Origin of the sequence: Halalkalibacter oceani (assembly GCF_040544555.1) — a bacterium.
GTDB classification, from domain to species: domain Bacteria; phylum Bacillota; class Bacilli; order Bacillales; family Bacillaceae_D; genus Halalkalibacter; species Halalkalibacter oceani.
The window spans coordinates 446,721-469,895 of record NZ_JBEPKD010000001.1 but is presented as its reverse complement, the minus strand read 5'-3'; the positions used below and the strand labels follow the sequence as shown (position 1 = coordinate 469,895).

The window sequence follows — 23,175 nt, the reverse complement described above, 5'->3', positions numbered from 1 at the left end:
ATAGAGTGTCTCTTTGGGACACTCTATTATCGAAGCAGCGAGCGAAGTTTGCACCCGAACGTAAAGCTGGCAGGAAAAGAGGCCACTGAAAAAAAACTTCCTTTTTCGTCAGTCGAAGAAGAGTAATGGCTCCGCGCGCTGCGTGCCTTGCTTCGAGAAACCTATTCGAAGCAAGGCTTTCAAAATCAGGCAACGGCTACGCTCATTACGAAAAAGCTGCTGAAAAAAATGAAAATCGTACTTTTTCAGCAGCTTCCAGTATTTTCTTAAACTACAAAACGCCTGTCGACTTTTTGCATCTTATCATTAAGAAAGTTATTGGCGGTTTATTGTCGCTATCCTTATTCGGTTCATCAATTTCCGAAAACGCCTCCAGCCCGTATTCGCTAAATTCCTGCTTAATCGAGTCGGCGTCATAAAAAAACAGCTTTACACCGTCCTTTGTCTCAAAATAGTCCTGATCCAACTGCTTGCCTTTTCCAAACATCGGTGCTTTTTTTGAAACGGTTGTAAACATCATCGTGGCACCAGGCTTTAGCTGATGGTAGCAATCTTTAATAAACGTCGCTCTTTCTTCCTTATTCAATAGATGGAGCAGGGCATGGGAGAAAATGCCGTCATATTGTTTAGAATCGAAAGGCATCTCGGTTACTGAACCATGGTATATTTTACAATTAATCCCGTTTTTCCTCGCCAAATCAATCGCCGTTTGTGAAATCTCAATTCCTGTAACAGCGATTCCATTTTCAATAAACACTTTTGCGTTTCTTCCATAGCCAATTCCAGGCAGTAGGATATCGTTCGCATTTCTTTCAAGGAATAAGTCCTTTGCCAAAATGGCCGAATCTGTGGGCGCGAAGCCCCACATCATTTGTTTTTCGATAAAACTGGACTCCCAGAATTCCATTTTACGACTAACTCCTTTCTGAGTAATTATAGATATAATTACTCTTTAATAACTGTAATTGATTTTCAGCTTCCTGTAAACAAAATAAAGAAGGCTTGAAGAAAAGGGTGTTCTTTACCTTTTCTCCAAGCCTTTACGCATCTACGCTAACCCGTTTGGCCCAGCGTCTCTTTACGTTTCGCTTCCTTCGTCAGCTCCTTCATCGGTTTCCGGACCAGGAGGCTGTTCTGCATCTCCGTTGTTGTTGTCATCCGGATTGTTGCCATTCCCGTTGTTATTGCCGTTTCCGGGACCGCCGTTCCCATTGCCGTTGTTGTTGCCATTATTGCCGTTTTCTTCTGGAGGGGTTTCTTCATCCTCTCCCGGCTGATTGCCATCGGGATCCAGCTCGTCAAGCGGGTCTGGAATCTCTTCTTCATCCTCATCAATGGCATCTTCAATGACGACACGGGCTGAAGCGGAATCACTTTGGACATTTGGATTTTCATCTGAAATCGCGCGAACCGTAAATTCATACGTCGAGCCGTGCTCAGGTGCGTTAAAAATAAATTGCATGTCTTTCATTCGATCGAGTAATTGCGGGCTATTGCCATCAATGGACACTTGAAGCTCGAACGTCACTTCATCTGCGAGATCACTTGGATAATCCCAGCTGACGATAATTTGATCGGCGTCCGCTTCATAGCTGGCCATCATACCCGACGGGGCAGCAAGCTCCATGAACTCTTCGGAGACACGGGTCGGCTCGTTACCACGGACAAATAATTCATAAACAATTTCACTTTGCGGTGTATACGGACTAGGCAGTAAGCCGGTTGAACGCTCGACACCGACGCGGACAACGGAATTCGGCATTGTGAAATCCTCTGTTTGTTTATTAGCCGAAACTTCCTGCATGACCGCTTTAAAAATCCGTTGCGCAAGCAGGCGCTCTTCCCCGCGTCTAAGGTAATTGTTCGGGCCATTGCGGCTGAAGCCGGTCCAGACGGCAGCCGTATAATTCGTTGTATAGCCGGCAAACCAAATGTCCGGCACTTCATTTTCCGGGATCCCGTGGGTCCGACGGGTATCTTCATCAAAATTCGTTGTCCCCGTTTTTCCAGCCATCGGTAAGCCCGGAATGTTTGCTGTCGTTCCGGTTCCGTCCGTTACGGCTGTTTTTAGCATATCGGTAATCATATAGGCGGTGTAGTCGCTCATTGCTTTTTGTGATTCAGGCGCCATATTGATTTCCCGTCCGTCAGGAAAGACGATTTTCCGGACTGTATATGGTTTTGTGTACGTTCCGTTATTGCCAAAAGCGGCGTAAGCGCCGGCGAGATGGAGGGTGGAAATCCCATCGCGGAAACCTCCAAGTCCAAATGCTTCGGGCATCTCACCATCATCGTATTCAATCGGAACACCGAGACCTTTGGCGAATTCTTCGGCACGGTCAACGCCAACTTCCTGCAATGCTTTAATTGCCGGAACATTTCGCGAGCGGGCTAAGGCCCGCCGCATGGAAAGGGCGCCGTCGTAGGAACGGTCAAAGTTGCGAATCGGTACACCGACACTGTATTCATGAGGTTCGTCGACTAAGACGTGGCCGGTTGACCATTGCAAATACTCAATTGCCGGTCCGTAATCCAAAATCGGTTTGATCGTTGAACCAGGTTGTTTACGAATATCGGTCGCATAGTTAAACCCACGCTGGACATCAGTATCCTGCAAGCCGCTTCCGATCGCCTTGATCTGACCGGTTTTTGTATCAAGCAGCGTAATACCGGCCTGAAAGTCTTCATTATCAGGAAAGCTCGTAATGTACTGATCCGTTTGCAGGACGGTTTCCACATGCTCCTGTGCATGAACATCAAGCGTTGTATACACCTTTAGTCCGGCATTGTACAAATCATTAACAGTAATGCCTTCCATCTCTTCAAGCTCTGCTAGCACTTGATTATAAAAGGCTTCATACGGGTAAGATTCGCGCTCTGTTAAGTGAAGCTGATCCTCCAATGGAATCGCTTTGGCCGCTTCGGCCTCTTCACTCGTAATTTTTCCGTGCTGCTCCATTAAAGAGAGGACGAGGTTACGTCTGCTCTCGGCGGCTTCCGGATTTTTCGTCGGATCATAAAAGCTCGGGCGCCGCGGAATCCCGGCGAGCAACGCGGCATCAGCGAGCGACAATTCGCCGACTGATTTATTAAAGTACGTTTGCGAGGCGAGTTCCACGCCGTACACGCCGGAGCCTAAATAAATTTGATTCAAGTACATTTCAAGAATCTGGTCCTTCGAATAGCGCTGCTCCAGTTTGATCGCTAAATATTGCTCCTGAATCTTTCTCGTTAAACGTTTCTCCTCGTTCAGAAAAAGGTTTTTGACGAGCTGCTGGGTAATCGTACTCGCTCCTTCAGCTCCAAATCCCTCGGTTATATTGGCGGCGACTGCACCAAACAAGCGGCGGATGTCGACCCCGAAGTGCTCGCGGAAGCGAATGTCCTCGACGGAAAGAAACGCATCCTCGACGATTTGCGGGATATCCTGAATGCTGACATTGACCCGCCGTTCACTTGAGTCGAGCTGTGAGACAAGCTCATCATTCTGGTCAAACATTTGCGCTGCCTGCGATAAAGTCAGCTTGTCTTCATCGAGCGCCGGTGCTCCTTGAATCATCGCGAAAACGGTAATTCCGCCGGCGATGGCTGTGATGATACCAAGCGTGACAATGAATAAGAATATTTTTTTCCAAAGGCCTTTCGTTGACGTCTTTTTCCCCTTTTTCATTGATTGACGTGCTTGACGACGCCCTTGTCTTGTTTTTATTTCTTTTGACATCGTGTGTCTCTCCCTTTCTGCATCCACTACTTTTTGAAGTAGACCGATTCGACTACTTTCAAGTAATCAATTCGTGGATGATATCCTATTTTAATCGAATACCCTAACTGTTCAATATCCGACTTTCGGATGGATTTTCGGGTTTGCTCCTGTCTGTCGTAAAAAGAAAGGAGGTGGCTGGCATCCAGTAAATAGATTTCATCTGTTACCGTAAAGCGAAGAATAACAAACGCAATCCCGCCCTGGCCGATGACCTGGCGCATATGTTCAATTTGATGCTGATGAAAATTCTTTAGCGGAAAGGAGGTTTTATTCTTCGTTTCCTTCGCTTCGAAATCAATATAGCGCCCTTTAAAAACACCGTTATAGTCCGTCGTGGAGGCCTGTTTGAAATAGGCTTCTTTAATGACGGCAGCGCTGCGCCGCGGATAGTCGACGTCGACTATTTGCACAGGTGTCGGCTTCTTATGAATGACGGCGAGCTGATGCTCTAAATAGTACTGGTTCGTTACGTTTAAGTCTTCTTCCAGCGTCATTCCACGATTGCTGTACATATTCGTTGCGCTTGAGCCCGCTTTTTTTGCAGGAGGCGTATTTGCTTCAAAGCGCCTGCCGTTTGGGTAATGAATCGCCATAACCGCTCACAAACCTTTCTAAAACAATGCATGGAATCAAAGATAGAGATCAAAATAAGGTAGATTCCATCACATAATCTTACCATAAATGGCCCCGGAAAAGGTAGGTCATTTTTTGGGGATACGATGAAAGAAAGGCTGAAAATCATGAAAAAACATGTAATACATACGATAAAAAAGCGCTCAGCACGAGGTAATCTAGATAATATTTCACGTACCGTACTATATGAGCAGTTTTACATGAAGCACCCGGAAATAAAGTGGGCGCTGCTCGCCGGACTCGTTTCCCGTAACGCCGGCTGGAATATGACGGATCTTTGGAGCAAATGGTTTCACGTTCTCATTAGCACAGAGGAGAGGAATCTACTATTTTCAACATATGAGCGGGCGAATTGGACGATTTTTGCCGATGCCTATCCGCAGCTGCTCTGGTATGAGCGGGCAAAGAAAAAAAGGCACCCTGATTATTCCTTGCTTGCGGCGTTAGGGGCGAGCCAATTCATGCAGAACGAGTGGAGACGATTTTGGGAGAAGCGCGATGAGCAACGGCTTTGCACGGCGCTGATTATTAATGAACAATTTGTCATTGAAGAGCCGGTGCTGCGGAAGCCGCCTTATCAAAACCGGGTATTTGCCACCGCGCTATATGCTGCTGAAGAGCATGCTCATTTCAGCTACGTCCTCTTTCCAACGAAGAGCGGCAATCTCTACGGCTTATATACGCGCGATTTTCGCGATGTCCACAAGCGTATCTGGCTTGGAAAGCAGCTGGCAAAGCTGTTATTTCATCAGCAAATTCATGCTGAGATTATTCAGTTTTTGCGCGATACACCGCCGACCGGCTCGCGCCACGATTATAGTCAATATATGGATTGGTCGTTTTCCAACACCAGTCCGGCGCTCCGTGGGACGGTACCTCTCGTCGCCCATCACTGGTCGAATCGAAAGGACTGGTATTTACGGACAGACGAGAATGTCATGGCGCTCTTTGCCGAGGAAGAAAAAATAGAGCCAGTTGAACGAACCAACTGGCTGCAAATGAAGATGGGTGAGCTTTATCTTCTGATGAAGGTGAAACAGCTGCTTCGGGGTTGAGGCAAAACTAGTTAGCATGGAGTAGCAATGGCTTCATTCGCCACAAGAGCTTGAGACATGGCAATGGCTTCACACGCCACAAGCCCGTTGTGAGAAACCCACTCACAACGGGCTTTAAAAAGATCGTGGCGGTTCCGCTCATTGCTTAGAGACTGGACCAAAAGGTAAAAAAACAGCCTTTTGGTCCAAGTCATTCAGCAGGGCGGTTTGGTCCACCGAGCTTTTTATCGCCGGTATACGAATTGAGCCCTTTGGCTGTTTGTTCCCGTTCATTCTTTTGCTTGTCGCTTTTTGTGCGTTTATTTGTCTTCATACGTCCCTCCTTATGAATAGTTTGTCGGATCATTGCATTTCCATGCATGTTCAGTCAAAATTCCGCCTTCTGTTCCGTTTCTTACGGAATGAGCACTTTGTTTGCCGAATCCATTCTACTTTTGTCAGGCGCAAAGGAATTCGCAGGAGGCGGCGAGAAACTACCCTCAAGCTTATTATTTAAAAGGAGGGACCGACAATGAGAACATTTAAAACGAAGGAAGTATCGGATCAATTAGGTGTGAACCCGACGACGGTCCAGCGCTGGGTAAAATATTTCGGCTTAGAATGCGAAACGAACGAACATGGGCATTATCTGTTCACGGCGGAACATGTAGAGATTTTGCAGCATATTCAACAGGAGCTCGCTCTCGGCAAACGGATGAGAGAGATTACATTGGAGCAATTCCCGGGAATGAAAGGCGAAAGACCGGCAAAGCTGCAGCAGACGATTGATACAGAGCTATATGAAAAAAAGCTGCAAGAAGTGATGAAAAAAGTCCAGGAGCTCGAATATCGGCTTAGTAAAAAAGCCGATGAAGTTGTCAGCTATCAACTGTTGAAGCATCGGTCGGAGCTGGAGGAAATGATGAAGCTCATTAAAGGATTGGAGAAACGGCTGGCGCAAATGGAACAGAAAATTGACTATCCGCAGCACGGCCATGAGAGAGAGCTGCCGTTAGTTGCCGGTGACGAAATCAAAAAGAAACGGCGAACGTTGATGCAGCTGTTTTCTTTCTAATTCTCTGATGAAGAGGACAAAGGACTTTGAAGCATGACAGCCATTTGGTAAGATTGAGAACGGAGGTGCTGGCTATGAGCAGGGAAATACGTTCTCAATTACAGCAATATACAAGCGATTTACTCGCTCTTAATAAAGAAGCAGAAGATTACTACCTCGACGTCGTTCGCCGGCATGACAGCTATGAACCGGACTTTTTCGGCAAGGTGAAGCCATTTGCCGATCGCGTGGCGGCGGTCAGGGAGCAGTGGCTGCCCGCGGCAACCGCCTTTGTCCAGAAGGAAAGACCGCTGCATCTGCATCCGAGTCAGCTTCAGCAGACAGCGGAAAATCTCGAAATCGTCGCGATCAAATCGTTTTACAAACAGACAAGCTTAAAAAGACAAATGGAAACCTTTAAATCTGTCGAGTACGTCCTCAATCAGCTGCTCGACGCGATTTCAACAGCAGCAGGCAAATGAACGAATAGGAAAAGGCAGCAAAAAAGCAGCGGAAGCGCTGCTTTTTTACTTATCCATTATCGCGAAAAGCTAAAAACGTCATAAAAATAATCGTCGCAAAGGACAGAACAGCTAAAATTGTTACGAGCATCCCGGACGGCTCTGCGTGGGCCACTTCCTCAGCACCGCTTTCTTCGGCGGCCGCAGCCAGAACCTGAAGCGGAACTAGGAAAGCAACGAGACAAGCTCCGAAAAATGAAATCACTTTACCCAAGATCAACCCTCCTCTTTTCACATATGTATCTTTTCCTTTAAAACCTCAATGACTGTCAGATGATCCCATTGACTATCCCTTTTATTATAGGGAGCGAAAAACAAATAATCAACCTAAACCAGCGCGATAAAATATGGCTAATCTGTGAGCGAATCAAAAAGAATACAGTTTCTTTCATCCGCTACGTTAGTGCTTTGTTCGATATTCGAGTCACAGGCGGTATGCAGACTGTTTCGCAAACCTTTGCGCGTTGTCTCAAGCTCGAATGCTAGATCATCTCTCGCAGCTCTGGGGGTTCGCAAACGATAGGCGTTATGATAAGATGAATGTACTATGCAAGTAGTCGAAGTTATTGTAAGATTCAGTTTGAAATGAAAGGACAAGACGATGGGAACTGTACATATTGAAGATATCATTATTGCGAATCAACGCTTAAAAGACGTCGTAACACATACGCCACTTCAAAAAAATCAAGTGCTGTCAGAACGTTATGATTGTCAGGTTTATTTGAAAAGAGAGGACCTCCAGGTCGTACGCTCCTTTAAGATTCGTGGAGCCTTTTACCAAATTTCGAGCTTATCCGTTGAAGAACTGAATAATGGCGTCGTCTGCGCCAGTGCGGGAAATCATGCACAGGGTGTCGCGTATTCCTGCCAGACGCTCCGCATTAACGGAAAGATTTTTATGCCATCAACGACTCCGCGCCAAAAGGTCGATCAAGTGAAGTTTTTCGGAAAAGAGTACGTTGAGGTTATTTTAACCGGAGATACGTTTGATGATTCCTTTAACGAAGCAATGGCATACTGCACGGAGCATCAGATGGCGTTCATCCATCCATTTGACCAGGAGAAAATCGTCGCCGGACAAGGGACGGTCGGAATGGAAATTATGAACGATATTGATGAGAATATCGACTATTTATTTTCTTCAATTGGCGGCGGCGGCTTAATTAGTGGAGTCGGTACATATATCAAAAGCATCAGCCCGCGGACGAAGGTGATTGGCTGTGAGCCGAGCGGGGCACCGTCAATGAAGGAATCGCTGAAACAGGGAAAGGTAGTCGAGCTTGAGAAGATCGACAAATTTGTCGATGGGGCAGCGGTCAAAAAAGTAGGGGAGCTGCCGTTCGAAATTTGCAAAAACATCCTGGACGATATTGTGCTCGTACCAGAAGGCAAAATTTGCACGACGATTTTAGAGCTGTATAATCAAAACGCGATTGTCGCCGAGCCGGCCGGCGCGATGTCGATTACGGCGCTCGACTTTTATAAGGAAGAAATAAAAGGCAAGACTGTCGTATGTGTAGTAAGCGGGGGGAATAACGACATTGGGAGAATGCAGGAAATGAGAGAACGTTCCTTAATTTACGAAGGACTTCAATACTATTTCATCGTTCAATTTCCACAGCGGGCCGGAGCATTAAGGGAGTTTATCACTGATGTGCTCGGACCGGATGACGATATTACAAGATTTGAGTATACGAAGAAAAACAATAAATCAAATGGACCCGTCCTGATCGGAATTGAATTGAAATGCCATAAGGACTATGAGCCGCTGATCAAACGTTTACAGAAAAAAGGCTTTGATTATCAGGAAATCAATAAGGATGCCAGCCTGTTTAATTTGTTAATCTAGCTGTCGCGACGTAAAAACAAGGGGAGGATTTGCGGTGATTCAACAGAATAAAGAGATTTTATTAGAAAGTGGAACAAATGAACTGGAGGTAATCGTCTTTCAAGTCGGCACAGGAGTATTTGGGATTAATGTGATGAAGGTGCGCGAAATTATTAAAGCGCCACCGGTCACTTCGATGCCAAACAGTCATCCGCATATTGAAGGGATTGTGCGTTTGCGTGATGAAGTGCTGACCGTTGTGAATCTGACGACAGTGCTCGGGTTTCCCCCGTCGGAGCATCCCGAGGAAGACAAGCTGATCATCTCCGAACTAAATCAATTAAAGGTGGCCTTCAGAGTACAGAGCGTCTCACGTATCCATCGCCTGTCATGGGAGCAGATTGAAAAGCCGACCGATTTATCGCAAAATCTTGAAAGTGCAGCCACAGGGGTGGTCAAGCTGGACGACCAGATGATTTTACTGCTTGATTTTGAAAAGGTCGTCGTCGACATTAATCCGGACAAGGGAATTAATGTTTCCCAGGTGAAAACATTAGGCAAGCGCGAAAGACGTCATAAAAAAATTGTCGCCGCTGAAGATTCAGCGATGCTGCAGAAGCTGTTGCACGACACACTTGCAGAAGCTGGCTACGACCAAGTGACATTTTTTCAAAATGGTAAGGAAGCATGGGAGTACCTTGAATACTTGAAATCGACGGGTGATGTCCACAATGAAGTGCAGCTGATCATTACCGACTTGGAAATGCCGAAAATGGACGGTCATCATCTTACTCGAAAAATAAAAGAGGATGAAAGCCTAAAGGACATTCCTGTCATCATTTTTTCCTCACTGATTACAGATGACCTCTACCATAAGGGCGAACGGGTCGGAGCTGACGGGCAAGTGAGCAAGCCGGAGATCGTCAAATTAATCGGGCAAATCGACCAACTGATTTAATCGATGTATGATATCCTGTATAACACTCATACAGGATATTTTTTATTGGTTCAAAGCACTTTGCGAAAAAAGGAGACAGTATCCTGTTTACACCCGTTCATGTCAACGTTTGTCAGAAAATTCAAATGAATAAAAATACATTGATATTCATTGACCGGTCACCGTTTATCCCGTAGAGTAAAAGGGAGGTGATCGGATGAAAGAACGCGTAAAACAACTGATCTTCGTTTTGCTAGGTCTCGTGTTAACGTCTGTCGGGCTGCATCTTCTTGACATTCATCAGTTAACATTTGGAGGAACAGCAGGACTTGCGACTGTACTGACTTTTTTGACCCCCTGGTCGTGGGCTGTGCTGTTTTTCTTTGTCAATCTGCCCTTCTTTTTAATGTCGGTGAAAGAGCTTGGAAAATGGTTTACACTTTCGAGCTTTATGTCGATTACGGCCATTTCAGTCATTCGCGATGGGCTTACGTTATTGCCGACGGTTGAAATGCTGCCATGGCTTGCGGCAATCGTTGCCGGTATTTTGATCGGAGTCGGCGTAACCTTTGTACTGAATAACGGCTCCTCGCTTGGCGGGATTCATATTCTGGCCTTGTATATCGATCACCGCTGGGGCGTGAACCGCGGCTGGACGATCTTCGTTAGCGATCTGCTGATCGTGCTCAGTGCCGCTTTTCTCGTCGGCTGGAATTTGGCGTTGCTGTCTGTTGTCACGATTTTTCTCGCCAGCTCGATTATTGGCCGCTACAAGAAGTCGCCGATTAAGGCGGACGCTGCGTCCACATATCAAGCGGCTGTCTCGCCAGGCTCTGACCTGAAGACTCCGGCGAAATAATCGACTACACTGCCTAAAAGCGTTTGCCGCCAAGATAGCGATGTGACCAATAAGGCTGGTCTAATGAAGAAACTGTGACGCCGGTTGATGAGCCGGCATGAATAAATTGCCGGTTTCCTAGGTAAATGCCGGCGTGAGAAGGGCCGCTTTGAGCTGTGGAGAAAAAGACGAGATCACCAGTCTTTAGCTGGGAAACCGATTGTCCACTGCGAAAAAGCTCTCTTGTCGTCCGCGGAAGCTGCTTGTTATGCTGGCGGAACACATATTGAATAAACCCGCTACAATCGAAGCCGGCCGTTGAGGTGCCGCCCCACGCATAGGGAATCCCCTGCAGGGAAAGCGCGGTTTGAATAAGCGAATTCTGAACGGGCTGCTCGACCTGCTGTTCGACTTGTTGTTCCTCCGGTTCAGCGCTGATTGCCGCCGCTTTAACTTGCGGTGCCTTCAGTGCTTTTTTTGTTTCAGGTCCGATAATACCATCGACCTGAAGCCCGTGCGCTTGCTGGAATTGCTTGACAGCTGCGGTCGTTCTCGGACCGAATATGCCATCGACTCCTTGATAATATCCGTACTCTTCCAGCACTTGCTGGGTCTTTTTGACGGAGGCCCCTTTTGCCCCTTCTTTCAGCAGCTGAATCGAGCTCCCTTTTAAGGTCGGCGACTGAGCAGCGGCGATCAACGCCTGCTCCGGATTGTTTTCTCCTTGCTGGATCGTCGCTGTTCTGTCTTCTTGATTCGCAAAACGAATTTCGGTCGACAGCCGCAAATGACGGCTCGTTTCCGGACCGGCAACACCATCGATTTTTAAGGCGTGATTGCGCTGATAGATAGAGACCGCCTGTCTCGTCATCAGGCCGAAAAATCCGTCGATTGCCCCGTCATAATAATGGAATGCTTTTAAGTAGCTTTGCAGCTGCATGACCTGGGCGTCAGTCCGGCCAAACTGGAGTAACCATGAATGGTCGAGCGGTGCGCCTTTTTTCGGTGCGGCAAGCGCTTTTTCCTGGTTCAATGGCATATACATCACGGTACCAAGCATAGCGGCAGACAGCAGCAGCGTTCCCTTCGTTTTCGTCTTCATCTGTCCCCTCCTGTTGTCGCAATGATTCACCACATAGTTTATGACGTCCGGCTGGTACTAGAACCGGATTTCCTTTTTGCAATGAAAAATCCATGCTATACTAATACACAATGACATGAGAGAGAAGGAGTGAGCATATGCGATTGCAGCATAAAAAAATTATCGCCCTCGTCGATGAGGAATTTGAAGATTTGGAACTTTGGTATCCGGTAATGCGTTTGCGGGAGGAAGGTGCTACGGTTCATCTGGTCGGACAGGAAAAAGGAAAAAAATATACCGGAAAATACGGCGTACCGGCTACTTCTGATTTCGCCTTCGATGATATCGCTGCCAGTGATTATGACGGGATTCTCGTGCCTGGCGGCTGGGCGCCGGATAAGCTTAGACGCTATCCGCAAGTGCTTGATTTCATTAAGGAAATGGATCAGCAGCAGAAGCCGATCGGGCAGATTTGTCATGCTGGCTGGGTATTGATATCAGCCAACATTCTTCGCGGGCGAAACGTGACGAGCACACCGGGGATTCGCGACGATATGGAAAACGCGGGAGCGACGTGGCTTGATGAAGCGGTTGTCGTGGATGGCCATGTGATTTCAAGCCGCAGGCCGCCGGACTTGCCGCCATATGCAAAAGCGTTTGCTGATGCACTTGCCTAGGTGACTGCTATGGAATTTCATTTTTTAGGAACGGGAGCGGGCCTGCCCTCCAAACAGCGGAACGTCAGTGGACTGGCTCTTCGTTTTTTACAGCGGAAAAGCTCGCAATGGCTGTTTGATTGTGGAGAGGCGACACAGCACCAGCTTCTTGAAAGCCCGATTACGCTGACAAAAATTGATAAAATCTTTATTAGTCATTTGCATGGGGATCATATTTTTGGCCTGCCCGGCCTGCTTTGCTCGCGTTCGGCCCAGGGAGCGACGACGCCGCTGACGATTTACGGCCCGTATGGCATCCAGGCTTTTGTCGAAACGGCTTTATCTGTCTCCTCCTCCTATCTGTCTTTCGAGGTGGAGTATGCCATCGTCCAGGAAGGGATTATATTTGCGGATGAAATGATGTCAGTCGAAGCGCTGGAGATTGACCATGTGATTCCAAGCTACGCCTTTCGTCTGACGGAGGCCGACCGGCCGGGGACACTCCAGGTTGAACGGCTGCGGGAAATCGGCATCGAGCCGGGACCGATCTATCAACGGATTCAGCGCGGAGACGTCGTGGAGCTCGCGGATGGAACGGTTGTGAACGGCGACGATTATCTTGGTCCGGCGAAAAAAGGACGAGTTGTGATCATCGCCGGCGATACGAGATTGAGCGAGAAAGTGAAAGCCTTTGCCGGCGCCGCTAATTTGCTCATTCATGAAGGAACGTTCCGCGGGGATAAGCAGGAGCATGCCCAGCGGTTTGGCCATTCAACGATAACAGAAGCTGCCTCTTTGGCAAGAGAAGCCGACGTTGAGCATCTAATCATTACCCATATCAGCTCCCGCTATGCGGAAGAAGAGAAGGAGCTTGAGCTTGAGGCGAAACGTGTCTTTCCTGCTGCGAAAATCGCTTATGACGGGATGATTTTTAAGCTGTAGCGCATATTCGTGCTAAAAGCTGTACAAAGTAAGATCATTGCTTCATCTTAAAGGAGGAATGAGTATGGCAGAGCACAGCTCGCTTGAGCAGTCACTTCAGAAAGCGGAAAAGACACTTGCAGAGGCTGAGCAGGTATTTGAGCACGCCCAGCGCCTTGAGGGAACAGATCCGGATCAATACAGACAGGCGCAGCTGCAATTGGAAGAAATCAGCGAAGAGCTTGATGCCTTAAGCCGTGCCGCAACGCCTGAACAACGTGATCAAGTCAGCCGCACCCAACAGCAGGTAAGGCAGCTGCAAAATCATTTTATTTTACGACGATAATAGAGGAAATAACGAAACAGAGACGGCAGTACGGCTCATGGCTGACGTTAAATCATGCCGCGGGTCCGTTTTGGCTTTAAACCATTGCCCAGACTCTACACGCTTTTTTGAGAGGTGTGCCCAAAGGGGAAATTCATCCTTTAGGCACACCTCTTCCCATTGGTTGGGGGTTTCTGGTACAATGGGGAGGAAGTAAGGGAGGCGATGAAGTGAAGGAGATTTCTGGTGAGCAGCTGAAGCAAAGCATCGCCGGGCGAGAAGAACTGACAATTGTCTTTGTTCATACTCCTCTCTGTGGCACGTGCAAGCTGGCGCGAACGATGCTTGAGCTGGTGGAGGAGTCCTTTCACGGGCTGCAGATTGTTTCGATCAATATTAATGAGGCGCCGTGGTTTGCCCAAGAATGGAAGATTGAAAGTGTCCCGTGTCTGCTCGTTTTTCAAAAGGGCTTGGGCGTGGAGCGGATTTACGCTTTCCGGTCACTGCCTTATCTTCACAATCTCTTGAAAAAATATGTATCCTATACAAACTCATTTCAGTAGGAAAGGGGATCGAATCAATGTCAACAGCTTATGAAGAATATATGCGTCAAGTCGTGCTGCCGATGCGTGCGGAATTAACGGAGGCAGGGTTTCAGGAACTAACAACAGCAGAAGAGGTCGAAAACTACATGGAGCAAGCGGAAGGGACGACTCTTGTCATGATTAACTCCGTCTGTGGCTGTGCCGCAGGTTTGGCCCGTCCATCAGTTGTTACGTCGCTTCAGCATGACCATACGCCTGATCATCTTGTGACGGTATTTGCCGGTCAGGACAAAGAAGCAACAGCGAAAATGCGCTCTTATTTTGAACAGTATCCGCCGTCTTCGCCCTCAATGGCTTTACTGAAAGGGAAAGAGGTTGTCCACTTTATTCCGCGCGAGCAGATTGAAGGGGCGACCCCGGAAAGCATTATCCGTAATTTGGCGTTGGCATACAACGAGCATTGCCAAAGCTGAGTATCGCTCATAAAGAAGCCGTCCGCTCCAGGGATGAGTAACCTGGCGGACGGCTTCTTTTGTGAGATTATTATAGCGAAAGGTGAAACGGCTTTCAGTCTGCTTCCGCATAAGAAAGGGGGCAAGTTAAGGCTTCACCCCATAGAAAATGACTCTGCCCATCGTTTCAATGTTCGGATACCCGCTCTGTTTATAAAGCTCTACCACATGTTCGCGATTATACGGTACGCGATTAAGGTGAAGGCGGTGTCTGCCCTCCTCGATTTCGACGAGTAAATAGGAAGCGAGCGGATGCCCGTCAAACGGCATGCCGACACTGCCTGTATTGGCAATGTTTTTCCCGTGCATTGAGCGGATAAACGGCTGGTGAATGTGGCCATACACATAGAGATCAGCTTCATCCCGGCTCATGATGGTCTCTTCAATACGCTCTGTTTCATCCGGCAGTACCGGCTCAAACAGACTTGTCGGTGTCGCATGAAACGCATGAACGATTAAATCGAGGTCATCTACGACAAGATCGGTCGGTAAATCACGTAAATAAGCTAAATCATCCTCATTTAAACGATTTAACGTCCAATCCCGCTCTTTTCCCATAATTTCCAGCGCTTCATCCGGTACCTCGCCCTGCTGAATGCCGCGCACCAACCATTCATCTGCATTTCCTTTAATGACATCGGCATCGAGGCTGCGAATCATATCCAGAACCCGCTTCGGCTCCGGTCCGCGAAAGCAAAGGTCGCCAAGAACGCATATTCGGTCAACCTGATGCTGGTTTATATCTCTGAATACCGCTTCGAGAGCTGTTGCATTTCCATGAATATCGGATAAAAAAGCTATTCTCATTTAAAAACCTCCCTTTTTTCTCCATTATACCAGACAACCTCTTTTTAGCGTTATTTCAATTTGATTAAAAAGTAGGAGAGAAGACGTGGAACGATGTAAAAACATCAAGCGAAAGGCTGAAAAGGCAAGGGAAATGCCTACTCATTGGCACGGAAGAAAATCATATGATAAGATCAAGGAAAGAGGAAGAAAGTGATAGGAGGTCTGTTTTTATGTATATTACATCGATTGAACCAACACCAAGTCCGAATACGATGAAGCTGACGTTAAGTGAAAGCCTTGAAGGCAGCACGCGAAACAGCTACTCTGAAAAAAATAAGGATCAAGCACCTCCTTACATACAAGCGCTGTTTGAAATAGAGGGTGTGAAGAGCGTCTACCATGTAGCTGATTTCATCGCGATTGACCGTCACCCGAAAGTCGATTGGAAGGTGATTTTACCAGAGGTGCGAGCTGTCTTTGGAGAGGACAGCGCAGAGCAGGCGGAAAAAGAGACTGCAATCGATGAGCATTTTGGCGAAGTCAATGTTTTCGTGCAAACGTTTAAAGGAATCCCGATGCAGATTAAGGTGAGCGACGGGGAGCAGGAGAAGCGGGAAGGACTGCCGGAGCGCTTTCGTGAGGCTGTCGCAGAAGCGCAAAATCCTGACGATAACGTCGTGATGGAACGGAAATGGGTCGAAAAAGGGGTTCGCTACGGTGATTTAGAGGACGTCGCCAAAGAAGTGGCCGAGGAAATCGCCGCTGCCTATCCCGCTGAACGGCTGCGTGCGCTGATTGCACTGGCCAATGGCAATGAGTCAGAGGTTCAGGCTGCCCAGGCGCAGCGCTTTATTGAGGTGACCGAGGAGATGCTGGATCATGAGGACTGGCGCGAACGCTATGCTGTGCTGGAGCGCCTCGATCCGAAGGAAAAAGATATCCCGGTGTTAGAAAAGGCGTTACACGACGAAAAGGCTTCCATCCGCCGGCTGGCGACGGTTTATTTCGGAATGATTGAAACAGAAAAAGTGCTTCCGTATCTTTATCAAGCCTTGAAGGATTCGTCTGTCACGGTGAGACGGACGGCGGGGGACTGTTTGTCCGATCTGGGCAACCCGGCGGCGATTCCCGCTATGATTGAAGCAATGCAGGATAAAAACAAATTAGTGCGCTGGCGCGCGGCGATGTTTTTATATGAAGTAGGCGATGAGCGGGCGATTGACGCGTTACGACAGGCGGAGAATGATCCGGAATTTGAGGTCGCTCTGCAGGCCAGAATGGCATTGGCCCGGATCGAAGGCGGAGAAGAAGCGAAGGGCTCTGTATGGAAGCAGATGACAGAGTCACGTAAAGCGGAGCAGTAGAAGGGGGAGACGGATATGACTAAGGAAGAAGTGATTGAAACGTTAAAGAGCAGACAGATGGAGGAAATGCTGGAATTGGTCGAAGATGCTGAAAGCGGTGATTTACAGGAGCTGGAGCTCGTTGAATCAATCGGACTCGTTTATGACCGCCAGTTAAATGAGGCGCTCATTCGCGTATTGGAAGAGCTTGGCGTGACGATGATCTATGTGAAAGATGAAGAGGAAAACGGCTGATATGGGAAGAGGGAAGCCGCTTGCGTCCTGAACCATCGAAGTCCTTATCAAGAAAAGCTCTTCCAGCCTGGCGCCTGCAAGCTTTTGTTGAAAGCTTATTTGTAGCGCTTGTACCAATTGCCTATGGCGTACTGCTCTATTTTTTTCAGTTCCCGCTTTGGATTCTATGGGCGCTGATCGGCTGTTATTTGCTCTATCTTTTTATTTTCGTCTATTTGATTCCTCCATTGCGCTGGAAAAGGTGGCGCTATGATGTGCTCGCAGAAGAGATTGATTTGATGCACGGCGTATTTATCGTTAAGCGAACCTTAATTCCGATGAGTCGTGTCCAGCATGTTGATACGGAGCAAGGGCCGCTCTTACGCCGCTACCAGCTTGCTGCTGTTTCGATCTCTACGGCGGCGACAGTTCATCGGATTCCGTCTTTAACGATTGAGGTTGCCGATGAGCTACGTGACCGGATCGCCCAGCTGGCGGCGGTGGCCGAAGATGAATAGTTTAAGGCGTTTGCACGTAGCGGCGATTTTTGTCTCGTTTTTCCAGGCGTTAAGAAGTTTTCTGATTCCTTTACTTGTTTCACTCTTTATCGGCGGCTCCCAATCTTCCGGCGGCTTTTTCCGGATGGAATATATATGGATCGCGATCATCGTCTTGAGTTTTATTGCTGGAATCGTTCATTGGATTTTCTTTCGCTATCGTTTTGAGGATGGCGAGCTTTATATTCAAAAAGGGATGTTTGTCCGCAAAAAGCGCTACATCCAGCAGCAGCGCGTTCAAAGCATTGATATTACCGCAGGGCTGCTGCAACGGATCTTTGGTCTCGTAAAGCTGAAAATCGAAACAGCCGGGGGCGGACTGGAGCCTGAAATTCAGCTTATTGCGATTAGCAGGGAAGAGGCTGAAGAGATTAGAAGTAAATTATTAAACAAAGTGAGTGCCGCCGAGCCGGAAAGCAGCGAACAGGAAGCTAAGCCTGATGTAACGTGGAAGCTGAAGCCGAACCGTCTCGTCATCGCCGCCCTAACGTCAAGCGGCATCGGCTTGACCCTCTCCGCTGTGATCGCTTTATTCAGTCAGGTCGAGCAATTTATTCCAGATGCCTATTATCAACAACTCATGGGTCTCGTCAGCCGGACTCAACTTTCAGCATTTGCGGCATGGATTGTGATCATCTTATTGCTCTCTTGGCTATTATCCTTTTTAGGTACCGTGCTGAAGTATGGACATTTTACGATTGAAACGTATGAAAATGAGATCGTCATTTCCCGCGGGCTGCTTGAAAAACGACAATTGACGATTCATCCTGATCGCGTGACTGCGGTGCGCATCGTCCGCAATATTTTTCGCCAGCCGTTCGGCTTTGCCTCCGTCTATGTTGAAAGTGCGGGCGGAGGGACAAAGGATGAGCAGCTTTCGACCGTGCTTATCCCGCTTGCGGCGAATAAAGAAATCGAAGCGCTGCTGGCCGACGTGCTGCCGCGCTATGCTCGTTCTGTCGAAATCAAAGGGGCACCGCGGCGGGCGATCCTGCGGTTTTGTTTCCCGCTTGTGGTCATTCCTTTGCTGATCGCGCTTGGAATCGGCTATTTTTGGAGTCCGTATGGCTATTACGGATTGCTGGTTGTCCTGTTCGGAATCGGACTTGGCTGTTTGCAATATAAAGACGCGGGGGCAGGAGTGGACGGCGAGTTTGTAGCGGTGCGCTATCGCCAGCTGAGTCAGGTGCAAGTCATTTCGTTCAAGCCGAAAATTCAGGCGGCAGAAACAAGAGTATCGCCGTTTCAGCGAAGAAAGCAGCTACGCAGCTTTCGTTTCTCTGTGTTATCAAGTGTGGTCGGAAAATCGTTTACCGTGTCGCATTTGGATGAGCAGCACGCTGAGCGGCTATTGCAATGGTTTTCAGTTGAACAGAGAGCCTGAGACAAACCGAGCTTTGGGGTTGGGCAAATAGAGAGGCTGGGAAAAAGGTCAAAAAACAACCTTTTTCCCAGCCTCTATTTTCAGCGTGAAAATTCGTTCGTGTACGTTACAATCGAGCGTTTGCCCTGCTCGGTCGTAAATTCAAAGCGGTCATAAATTTCATCGTTTTTCTGATTGTGCAGCTTGCGGTCAAAATGGTGCTGGACCATAATGATTCCCTGGCTTCCACGATAAGTCAGGAAGTTAACACCCTGGAAGGATGTACGGCCTTCCGACAGCAGAAATTGCGTGAGAAGCGCGTTGTGACAGTCGACTAAATGATCGTGAGAAACCCCAAAGGATTGCAGGCTTTTTTCAAGCGACTGGAGAGCGCCCGGCTCAAGCTCCTTCTGAAAAATCACATATGGATCAAATTGCTTTTTGTCGATCGTGAAGACGGTCCCTTCCTTTGGTGAAAAGCGGACGCCGTCGTTGGACATAAATGTTCCGTTCTCTTCATAATGACCAGTACAGGTTTCGTTGTTTTCGTTTACCCATTGCAACTCAAATGGACATTCCTCAAGCGCAAGTGCCTCTTTTCGTTCGTCGAGCAGGAGGTACTTGCCATTTTCATAGTGGAAGGTATAGGCGATTGCTTCGTCCTCTTCGTCTTCCGTTTCTTCCATTTGCGCTTCCTCAGGCAAGGAAAGGTCGTGAGCATCAACAAATTGCTCTAAAGCTTTCTGCTTATGGGCGAGGCTTTCCTTTTGCTCCATAAGCTCTTGCAGGCGCCGGATAGCGGCGTTCTCCATGCTTTGCTGAAAGGAGGTGGAAATCTCTTCCGGAGCAAGGCTCAGCTTAGAGCCGATGCATTCCACGACATCACGATCCTTATATTTTAACGGAAGCAGGGTGATCTCGTCCTTCTCAGGCAAGAAGGAAGGGAGTTCGACAACGGCTTGAATCTGAACCGTTCCACGCCATGTTTTCCGGGGCGGGGCAATGACACCCTCCAGCATGCCGAGGTAGCTTCCGCCTTGACCTTCATCAATGATTACTGCTTTCCCTATATGGTTCTGTGCTTGTTTACGATCCATGAAAACCCTCACTTCTACATCTCAGTTTCACAGCTGTATCGCTGTCTTCTTTTACACCGTGCAGCCGTTTGCTATACATATTATAGACAAGAGTAGTGACATTTCGCAAGTAAAGAGGGAATTTGTCTGCTTTCGTCACATTTTTTGTGCTTTACTTCTTATCCCTGCGATGGTCTTTCGTAGCGGAGCGACTGGAGCTTGAGCAAATAATCCATCCGCTCGACCCGCAGGCGCTCCAGACGATCGGCGTAATCAATCAATGTTAATTCCATCTTCGAGAGCGCGACAAAAACCTTCTCCTTCTGTTCAAGCTGGTGCTTCACCGATAAAGAAAGGAAGGTATGCAGCAGCGAAGGGATATCTTCGCGAAACATACGACGTACCGTATGGCGCTCCTCGAAATCAAGCAATTCGAAGTCATCCTGAATTTTATGAGCTTGATGGATCAGCCGTTCGAGACGATTCTCAATCGTCGGATCAACGGTGAATTGCTTGACGGTGTCAATATAGCGCTTTGCTTCCTCGACAAGCAGGGCAACATCTGTACCGGTCGCGGTTTTCAAAAGCTGCTGCTGATTGGCAAGGATCGCCTGGGAGGTCGTCCCGGGTGTCACCTGCTCGTTGGCAAAGGCTAAATCAAGGTGATGAATGCGGTAAAATAACGTGTGCAGCACCGGCGATTCACGCACCGAGCGGGTCTGAACCCGTCCGTCCTTCATGTAGCGGATCGACGCTTCCTTGCACACGCCGACCCCGTCCTTTGCTTTCATATATTTACGAAAACAGGTAATGACGATTCTTTTTTTGATGGGGGCCGGAGAATGCTTTTGGTCGAACATCATCACTGTAATAAATGTGTGATTGACTTTGACTTTAATCGTCCATTCTTTTGTCTTGCGGCGAATCGTTCTCTTTTTATTGGAAGGCGGGGCATTTTGCGTCATCCGCATCAGCAATTCTTCCGTATCTTCAATTAGTTTTCTCGTTGTCCGATCACGCAGAATGTGTTCATCGACAGGTTTCTTATGTGATGGAGTAAAAAAATCCTGGATTTTCGTCATCCATGAAGCCTGCATGTCAAGCCTCCCTCCATGGTTGTTATTGTAGCAGTTTTGTTTGCATTTCCTTGTTGAGCGTATCAAGCTCCTGGATAAAGGCTTTGCCTGATTCAACAATTCGCTCATTCGACTGCTCGGTCATCTCGATTGCTTCAAACACATTTTGATAGGCTTTGCGGAAGGACTCGATCGCAATCGCCGGCTCTTCCAATGTTTTCAATGTGTCGGCTGTATTTTGCTTTAACAGCTCGGCATTTGACAGCAGCATCGATTCTGTTGCTTCATTAACATTTTTTACCGCCTTGATTACTTTTTGCTGGTTGGAGAGGGCAAGCTGAATCGAAGCCGAAACGGTAATGACATTTTTCGTCATCGTAATCGCATTAAAAATCGCTTCCTCCAGCTTGTCGTTATTTTCGACAATCAAATCAACAGAGGCAAGGGACTGCTGCAGTACCATGACCGCCTGAGACATATTTTTCATTCTCGTCACGATTTTCAGCTGGCCTTTTTTGATTTCATTTGGATTGTCCGCCCAGCGCTCAGATGTCATTTCTGCTTCGAGCATGTCGTGAAGCTGCTGGCCGTACTCAATTTGCTTGTTTAAGTTGGCAATGCGTTCTTTCGCCACGTCCTTTAACTGGTGAAGCATCAGCGTATCTTCCTGCAGCTTGTCCTTGCCGCTCAGCAGGCCGTCGATAATATTTTCCACTTGGGCTTCAACCGTTTTATATTTGCGGGCGTATTGTTCGATTGGATTGCGGCGCAGTACTTTATTGAGCCATTTTTTCGCCTGGCTCTCCTGCAGATGAGTAGGCTCAAGCTGACTGACCGTTTCCTTCAGCTGCAGCAGCTGACTAGGCAGCTGGTTCGACTGGTCCTGCATCATCGTTTTAACCGGCCGCTTTAACGCTTCGAGCGACTCACCGGCCTGGCGCTGTTCCTCCTCGCCCAATTTATCTAATCCTTCTAAAATTTTGGAGAGATCTTTTTCCTCCGGCAATGATTGTTCGTTTTTATCATGTAATTGATTCTTATTTTCCTCCATGAAAATCCTCCTCTGACGTCGCAAAATAAAAGATGTCGTTATTTATATTTACGGAAAAAAAGCTGAATCCGTTTCAATTTTTGTAGAAAGCTGTCATTTCTATTATGATGGATTTTAAAAAGGAACACAATCATCCTGGAGGCGGATGTATGGAAAAAATTCAACTTAGGCAGGTCAGGCGAGAAAATCCTGCTAATTTAATAGGTAAGGAAACGATATAAAAAGCGAAAAGGAGAGATGAGAAGATGTGTCTGCTGCTACTTGCGATTAACCAACATCCGGATTATCCGCTGATTTTCTGCGGCAATAGAGATGAATTTTACGACCGTCCTGCCGCCGATGCTCATTATTGGGGGGAGGACGGACAATTGTTTGGCGGGAGAGATTTAGAAAAAGGCGGGACGTGGCTCGGTCTGACTCGTTCTGGGCGGTTCGCTGCCGTGACGAATGTGCGGGAAGCGGCTGCGGGGACAGCCTCCGCCACCGAATCAAGGGGGAAGATCGTCACTGATTTTTTGTGTTCGACGGTCAGCGGAGCAGATTATTCGCGCCAGCTGCTGAAGAAAAACGCCCTCTATCAGGGCTACAATGCGGTCTTCGGTGTGGAAAACGAGCTTTATTACGCCTCTAATCGAGCGAATGAAAGTGGAAAATTACCGGATGGCATCCATGTGCTGAGCAATGCGTCGTTGAATACACCTTGGCCGAAAACAGAACAATTAAAGACGTCGATCACTGCTTTGCTTAAAGATAACAGACAACCAGTTGACCGCTGGCTTGAAGCGATATTCGACAGCCTTCGGGATGACCGCCCTTATCCGGACGAAATGCTGCCTGAAACCGGCGTCGATCTGGAGCGGGAGCGGAGGCTGTCTCCGATCTTCATTAAAGGAGAAAAGTACGGGACAAGGGCTTCAACAATCGTCCTCATGAACAGGTCGCGAAAGTTTCGTTTTCTGGAGCAGACGTATGGACCATTTGGACAAAAAAAGACTCGGACGGATAAGCAGATTTTCCGCCGGAATCCAGAGAGATAAT

Annotated in this window: 26 protein-coding genes; 16 read left to right on the top strand and 10 right to left on the bottom strand. The window is 47.8% G+C overall.

The genetic code is table 11. The features are described 5' to 3' along the window. Positions 1 to 271: 271 nt before the first annotated feature. The 3 genes from ABMB67_RS02340 to recU form a co-directional block, all read right to left on the bottom strand. Complete coding sequence (locus ABMB67_RS02340) at positions 272 to 907, bottom strand: class I SAM-dependent methyltransferase (RefSeq protein WP_251222357.1); 636 nt, start codon at positions 905 to 907, stop codon at positions 272 to 274. 171 nt (positions 908 to 1,078) lie between these two features. Continuing rightward, positions 1,079 to 3,721, bottom strand: a complete 2,643-nt coding sequence (locus tag ABMB67_RS02335) for a transglycosylase domain-containing protein (protein WP_354570987.1) — start codon at positions 3,719 to 3,721, stop codon at positions 1,079 to 1,081. A 26-nt stretch (positions 3,722 to 3,747) separates the two neighbouring features. Further along, positions 3,748 to 4,356, bottom strand: a complete 609-nt coding sequence (gene recU, locus ABMB67_RS02330) for a Holliday junction resolvase RecU (protein ID WP_251222355.1) — start codon at positions 4,354 to 4,356, stop codon at positions 3,748 to 3,750. Positions 4,357 to 4,482: 126 nt separating this feature from the next. On the opposite strand from recU, the gene ABMB67_RS02325 reads away from it, so the two are divergent. Then, positions 4,483 to 5,451: a DUF2515 family protein gene (locus tag ABMB67_RS02325; protein ID WP_354570986.1), complete on the top strand. Its 969-nt coding sequence runs from the start codon at positions 4,483 to 4,485 to the stop codon at positions 5,449 to 5,451. A gap of 190 nt (positions 5,452 to 5,641) precedes the next feature. Here the strand turns inward: ABMB67_RS02325 and ABMB67_RS02320 are convergent, their stop codons facing one another. Then, entirely contained in the window at positions 5,642 to 5,764 is a 123-nt protein-coding gene (locus tag ABMB67_RS02320; protein WP_354570985.1) for a spore protein, read from the bottom strand. Positions 5,765 to 5,962: 198 nt separating this feature from the next. Between ABMB67_RS02320 and racA the strand changes: the two genes are divergently transcribed. Together racA and ABMB67_RS02310 are read left to right on the top strand one after the other, a co-directional pair. Next, the gene (racA, locus tag ABMB67_RS02315; protein ID WP_251222352.1) at positions 5,963 to 6,505 is read left to right on the top strand and encodes a chromosome-anchoring protein RacA; all 543 of its coding nucleotides are present in this window, start codon (positions 5,963 to 5,965) and stop codon (positions 6,503 to 6,505) included. A 74-nt stretch (positions 6,506 to 6,579) separates the two neighbouring features. Further along, positions 6,580 to 6,966 carry a YppE family protein gene (locus tag ABMB67_RS02310; protein WP_251222351.1) on the top strand — a complete coding sequence of 129 codons (387 nt, stop codon included), beginning with the start codon at positions 6,580 to 6,582 and terminating at the stop codon, positions 6,964 to 6,966. Between the two features lie 49 nt (positions 6,967 to 7,015). On the opposite strand, the gene ABMB67_RS02305 is transcribed toward ABMB67_RS02310, so the two are convergent. Then, on the bottom strand, positions 7,016 to 7,219 hold the full coding sequence (locus tag ABMB67_RS02305; RefSeq protein WP_285890221.1) for a hypothetical protein: 204 nt from the start codon (positions 7,217 to 7,219) through the stop codon (positions 7,016 to 7,018). Positions 7,220 to 7,606: 387 nt separating this feature from the next. Between ABMB67_RS02305 and ilvA the strand changes: the two genes are divergently transcribed. The 3 genes from ilvA to ABMB67_RS02290 all read left to right on the top strand — a co-directional run bounded on the left by ilvA (position 7,607) and on the right by ABMB67_RS02290 (position 10,629). Next, positions 7,607 to 8,854 (top strand): threonine ammonia-lyase IlvA, encoded by a 1,248-nt coding sequence (ilvA, locus tag ABMB67_RS02300; protein WP_251222350.1) that lies wholly within the window; start codon positions 7,607 to 7,609, stop codon positions 8,852 to 8,854. Positions 8,855 to 8,891: 37 nt separating this feature from the next. Continuing rightward, positions 8,892 to 9,791 (top strand): chemotaxis protein, encoded by a 900-nt coding sequence (locus ABMB67_RS02295; protein WP_251222630.1) that lies wholly within the window; start codon positions 8,892 to 8,894, stop codon positions 9,789 to 9,791. 196 nt (positions 9,792 to 9,987) lie between these two features. Beyond that, on the top strand, positions 9,988 to 10,629 hold the full coding sequence (locus ABMB67_RS02290) for a YitT family protein (RefSeq protein ID WP_354570984.1): 642 nt from the start codon (positions 9,988 to 9,990) through the stop codon (positions 10,627 to 10,629). 13 nt (positions 10,630 to 10,642) lie between these two features. On the opposite strand, the gene ABMB67_RS02285 is transcribed toward ABMB67_RS02290, so the two are convergent. Continuing rightward, complete coding sequence (locus tag ABMB67_RS02285; RefSeq protein ID WP_354570983.1) at positions 10,643 to 11,710, bottom strand: C40 family peptidase; 1,068 nt, start codon at positions 11,708 to 11,710, stop codon at positions 10,643 to 10,645. Positions 11,711 to 11,847: 137 nt separating this feature from the next. Here ABMB67_RS02285 and ABMB67_RS02280 point away from each other — a divergent pair, with 137 nt between their 5' ends. The 5 genes from ABMB67_RS02280 (at position 11,848) to ABMB67_RS02260 (ending at position 14,609) form a co-directional block, all read left to right on the top strand. After that, positions 11,848 to 12,366, top strand: coding sequence for a type 1 glutamine amidotransferase domain-containing protein (locus ABMB67_RS02280; RefSeq protein ID WP_354570982.1), 519 nt, complete (start codon positions 11,848 to 11,850; stop codon positions 12,364 to 12,366). 9 nt (positions 12,367 to 12,375) lie between these two features. Next, complete coding sequence (gene rnz / locus ABMB67_RS02275; RefSeq protein WP_251222346.1) at positions 12,376 to 13,287, top strand: ribonuclease Z; 912 nt, start codon at positions 12,376 to 12,378, stop codon at positions 13,285 to 13,287. Between the two features lie 64 nt (positions 13,288 to 13,351). Further along, positions 13,352 to 13,612 (top strand): DUF2524 family protein, encoded by a 261-nt coding sequence (locus ABMB67_RS02270; protein ID WP_251193991.1) that lies wholly within the window; start codon positions 13,352 to 13,354, stop codon positions 13,610 to 13,612. Between the two features lie 209 nt (positions 13,613 to 13,821). Next, positions 13,822 to 14,154 carry a thioredoxin family protein gene (locus ABMB67_RS02265; RefSeq protein WP_251222345.1) on the top strand — a complete coding sequence of 111 codons (333 nt, stop codon included), beginning with the start codon at positions 13,822 to 13,824 and terminating at the stop codon, positions 14,152 to 14,154. Positions 14,155 to 14,171: 17 nt separating this feature from the next. Next, positions 14,172 to 14,609 carry a BrxA/BrxB family bacilliredoxin gene (locus ABMB67_RS02260; protein ID WP_354570981.1) on the top strand — a complete coding sequence of 146 codons (438 nt, stop codon included), beginning with the start codon at positions 14,172 to 14,174 and terminating at the stop codon, positions 14,607 to 14,609. A gap of 126 nt (positions 14,610 to 14,735) precedes the next feature. Here the strand turns inward: ABMB67_RS02260 and ABMB67_RS02255 are convergent, their stop codons facing one another. Further along, positions 14,736 to 15,455 (bottom strand): metallophosphoesterase family protein, encoded by a 720-nt coding sequence (locus ABMB67_RS02255; RefSeq protein ID WP_251222343.1) that lies wholly within the window; start codon positions 15,453 to 15,455, stop codon positions 14,736 to 14,738. Between the two features lie 212 nt (positions 15,456 to 15,667). Between ABMB67_RS02255 and ABMB67_RS02250 the strand changes: the two genes are divergently transcribed. From ABMB67_RS02250 to ABMB67_RS02235, 4 genes are read left to right on the top strand one after another with little or no spacing between them, the layout of a single operon-like run. Beyond that, entirely contained in the window at positions 15,668 to 16,801 is a 1,134-nt protein-coding gene (locus tag ABMB67_RS02250; protein ID WP_354570980.1) for a conserved virulence factor C family protein, read from the top strand. Positions 16,802 to 16,816: 15 nt separating this feature from the next. After that, a complete protein-coding gene (locus ABMB67_RS02245) occupies positions 16,817 to 17,035 on the top strand; it encodes a hypothetical protein (protein WP_251222341.1) in 219 nt (72 codons plus the stop codon). A gap of 20 nt (positions 17,036 to 17,055) precedes the next feature. Then, complete coding sequence (locus tag ABMB67_RS02240; RefSeq protein ID WP_251222340.1) at positions 17,056 to 17,532, top strand: PH domain-containing protein; 477 nt, start codon at positions 17,056 to 17,058, stop codon at positions 17,530 to 17,532. Next, positions 17,525 to 18,955, top strand: coding sequence for a PH domain-containing protein (locus tag ABMB67_RS02235; protein ID WP_354570979.1), 1,431 nt, complete (start codon positions 17,525 to 17,527; stop codon positions 18,953 to 18,955). The genes ABMB67_RS02240 and ABMB67_RS02235 overlap by 8 nt, the downstream gene beginning before the upstream one ends. A gap of 80 nt (positions 18,956 to 19,035) precedes the next feature. Here ABMB67_RS02235 and ABMB67_RS02230 read toward each other — a convergent pair whose 3' ends face one another. The 3 genes from ABMB67_RS02230 to ABMB67_RS02220 all read right to left on the bottom strand — a co-directional run bounded on the left by ABMB67_RS02230 (position 19,036) and on the right by ABMB67_RS02220 (position 22,137). Further along, entirely contained in the window at positions 19,036 to 20,031 is a 996-nt protein-coding gene (locus ABMB67_RS02230; protein ID WP_354570978.1) for a DUF2777 family protein, read from the bottom strand. 158 nt (positions 20,032 to 20,189) lie between these two features. Next, positions 20,190 to 21,107, bottom strand: a complete 918-nt coding sequence (locus ABMB67_RS02225; RefSeq protein ID WP_354570977.1) for a hypothetical protein — start codon at positions 21,105 to 21,107, stop codon at positions 20,190 to 20,192. 22 nt (positions 21,108 to 21,129) lie between these two features. Beyond that, complete coding sequence (locus ABMB67_RS02220) at positions 21,130 to 22,137, bottom strand: toxic anion resistance protein (protein ID WP_251222336.1); 1,008 nt, start codon at positions 22,135 to 22,137, stop codon at positions 21,130 to 21,132. A gap of 245 nt (positions 22,138 to 22,382) precedes the next feature. On the opposite strand from ABMB67_RS02220, the gene ABMB67_RS02215 reads away from it, so the two are divergent. Continuing rightward, the gene (locus tag ABMB67_RS02215; RefSeq protein ID WP_354570976.1) at positions 22,383 to 23,174 is read left to right on the top strand and encodes an NRDE family protein; all 792 of its coding nucleotides are present in this window, start codon (positions 22,383 to 22,385) and stop codon (positions 23,172 to 23,174) included. Position 23,175: the final 1 nt, after the last annotated feature.

Excerpts from the sequence above, each read along its gene's own strand:
- racA (WP_251222352.1), top strand. The coding sequence starts at position 5,963 with ATGAGAACATTTAAAACGAAGGAAGTATCGGATCAATTAGGTGTGAAC.
- ABMB67_RS02220 (WP_251222336.1), bottom strand. The coding sequence starts at position 22,137 with ATGGAGGAAAATAAGAATCAATTACATGATAAAAACGAACAATCATTG.
- ABMB67_RS02235 (WP_354570979.1), top strand. The coding sequence starts at position 17,525 with ATGAATAGTTTAAGGCGTTTGCACGTAGCGGCGATTTTTGTCTCGTTT.
- recU (WP_251222355.1), bottom strand. The coding sequence starts at position 4,356 with ATGGCGATTCATTACCCAAACGGCAGGCGCTTTGAAGCAAATACGCCT.
- ABMB67_RS02215 (WP_354570976.1), top strand. The coding sequence starts at position 22,383 with ATGTGTCTGCTGCTACTTGCGATTAACCAACATCCGGATTATCCGCTG.
- ABMB67_RS02325 (WP_354570986.1), top strand. The coding sequence starts at position 4,483 with ATGAAAGAAAGGCTGAAAATCATGAAAAAACATGTAATACATACGATA.
- ABMB67_RS02335 (WP_354570987.1), bottom strand. The coding sequence starts at position 3,721 with ATGTCAAAAGAAATAAAAACAAGACAAGGGCGTCGTCAAGCACGTCAA.
- ABMB67_RS02230 (WP_354570978.1), bottom strand. The coding sequence starts at position 20,031 with ATGGATCGTAAACAAGCACAGAACCATATAGGGAAAGCAGTAATCATT.
- ABMB67_RS02260 (WP_354570981.1), top strand. The coding sequence starts at position 14,172 with ATGTCAACAGCTTATGAAGAATATATGCGTCAAGTCGTGCTGCCGATG.
- ABMB67_RS02310 (WP_251222351.1), top strand. The coding sequence starts at position 6,580 with ATGAGCAGGGAAATACGTTCTCAATTACAGCAATATACAAGCGATTTA.
- ABMB67_RS02280 (WP_354570982.1), top strand. The coding sequence starts at position 11,848 with ATGCGATTGCAGCATAAAAAAATTATCGCCCTCGTCGATGAGGAATTT.
- ABMB67_RS02340 (WP_251222357.1), bottom strand. The coding sequence starts at position 907 with ATGGAATTCTGGGAGTCCAGTTTTATCGAAAAACAAATGATGTGGGGC.
- ABMB67_RS02285 (WP_354570983.1), bottom strand. The coding sequence starts at position 11,710 with ATGAAGACGAAAACGAAGGGAACGCTGCTGCTGTCTGCCGCTATGCTT.
- ABMB67_RS02245 (WP_251222341.1), top strand. The coding sequence starts at position 16,817 with ATGACTAAGGAAGAAGTGATTGAAACGTTAAAGAGCAGACAGATGGAG.
- ABMB67_RS02320 (WP_354570985.1), bottom strand. The coding sequence starts at position 5,764 with ATGAAGACAAATAAACGCACAAAAAGCGACAAGCAAAAGAATGAACGG.
- ABMB67_RS02270 (WP_251193991.1), top strand. The coding sequence starts at position 13,352 with ATGGCAGAGCACAGCTCGCTTGAGCAGTCACTTCAGAAAGCGGAAAAG.
- ABMB67_RS02290 (WP_354570984.1), top strand. The coding sequence starts at position 9,988 with ATGAAAGAACGCGTAAAACAACTGATCTTCGTTTTGCTAGGTCTCGTG.
- rnz (WP_251222346.1), top strand. The coding sequence starts at position 12,376 with ATGGAATTTCATTTTTTAGGAACGGGAGCGGGCCTGCCCTCCAAACAG.
- ABMB67_RS02255 (WP_251222343.1), bottom strand. The coding sequence starts at position 15,455 with ATGAGAATAGCTTTTTTATCCGATATTCATGGAAATGCAACAGCTCTC.
- ABMB67_RS02250 (WP_354570980.1), top strand. The coding sequence starts at position 15,668 with ATGTATATTACATCGATTGAACCAACACCAAGTCCGAATACGATGAAG.
- ilvA (WP_251222350.1), top strand. The coding sequence starts at position 7,607 with ATGGGAACTGTACATATTGAAGATATCATTATTGCGAATCAACGCTTA.
- ABMB67_RS02225 (WP_354570977.1), bottom strand. The coding sequence starts at position 21,107 with ATGCAGGCTTCATGGATGACGAAAATCCAGGATTTTTTTACTCCATCA.